The 1,168-nt window shown below is 57.0% G+C and carries 1 protein-coding gene; it reads right to left on the bottom strand.

What is annotated here, in order from left to right; all coding sequences use genetic code 11:
* Positions 1-17: 17 nt before the first annotated feature.
* Entirely contained in the window at positions 18-956 is a 939-nt protein-coding gene (locus tag ACBR42_RS17060) for an IS110 family transposase (protein ID WP_371208833.1), read from the bottom strand.
* Positions 957-1,168 lie beyond the last annotated feature (212 nt).

Genomic DNA, 1,168 nt, shown 5'->3' with positions numbered 1-1,168 from the left:
TCGAGTATCCGTCTTGGTCAAGGACGCACAGGAAGCCAATCCCGATTTTCGCGCAGCAGGGTGTTGGCCAGAACAATGATACGGCGCATGATCGCAGTGATGGCGACTTTCTTGGCCTTCCCGGCTTTCAACATCTGTTGGTATTTGTGATGAAGATCATGGTTAAAGCGGATTGCGACGAGCGCAGGCATGTAAATTGCCCGCCGAAGCGATGACCGACCCCCAGTAATCCGTTCCTTGCCCTGCCATTTCCCAGACTGCTGCGTCATGGGCGCAAGGCCGGCCAGAGCAGCGATTTTCTTACTGTCGAAATGCCCAAGCTCCGGCATGTCGATCAGCATGGTCGTTGCGGTCAATCTACCGATCCCTGGTATTGTCATCAAGCGGCAGATGCGGTCTTCGAAGGTTCCACGCTGTCTGGCGATCTGCGCAATCACTTTGTCCAATGCCTGAATGTCGGCGGCAATGTCATCGATGCGGCGGCCGAGCTGCTCTCGAACAACCGGGTTCAACGCCGTCGCAAGGCGTGTCTTCGCTGCGATCTGATCTTTGACCAGGGCGCGACGCGCAGTCAGCAACTCTCTGAGATCATGGATATCTTCGCTCTCCACGTCTTGCGGGGCAAGGTCGAGAGCGATACCCATGCGCGCCAGCATCCTGGCATCAACCCTGTCGGTCTTGGCTAGTCGACCAATCGCCTGTGCAAATCGCCGCGCCTGCCTGGGATTGACCTTGATGAAGGGCTGTGCCGCCAGACTGAGATGTCGCTCAAGCCCACGATGATAGGCGCCAGTTGCTTCGAAGACGAACAACACATCGTCATTTTGTTCCAGCCAGGAGCATAACTGCTCGAAACCTTCCGCTGTATTGGGCAGACTGCGCATCTCATCCCGGGAATGCCAGAAAGCGTCCAAACGGTCTTTCGACACGTCGATCCCAATGGTATCCTTGGCCATCTTTTCTATGTACCTATGCTTGTCGTTCGAGCCCGTAGCCCACGTATCCGTTCAGGTCGTAAGAAAAGACGGAGGCTCGCCAAACTCGACCACGGTCCTGCAAGACCAAGCTCCGCACGGCGCCGCCCCCGCCACTACCCGGCACCGCAGCTGCGGTGCCGGGTAGCGGTTCCCTTTTGCCTCAGGAACCGAGGGTTCTCATAAGACAAGCT

This window comes from Komagataeibacter sp. SM21 (assembly GCF_041402665.1).
GTDB classification, from domain to species: Bacteria; Pseudomonadota; Alphaproteobacteria; order Acetobacterales; family Acetobacteraceae; genus Komagataeibacter; species Komagataeibacter saccharivorans.
The sequence above is the reverse complement of the archived record's forward strand: the minus strand, read 5'-3'. Positions and strand labels throughout refer to the sequence as shown.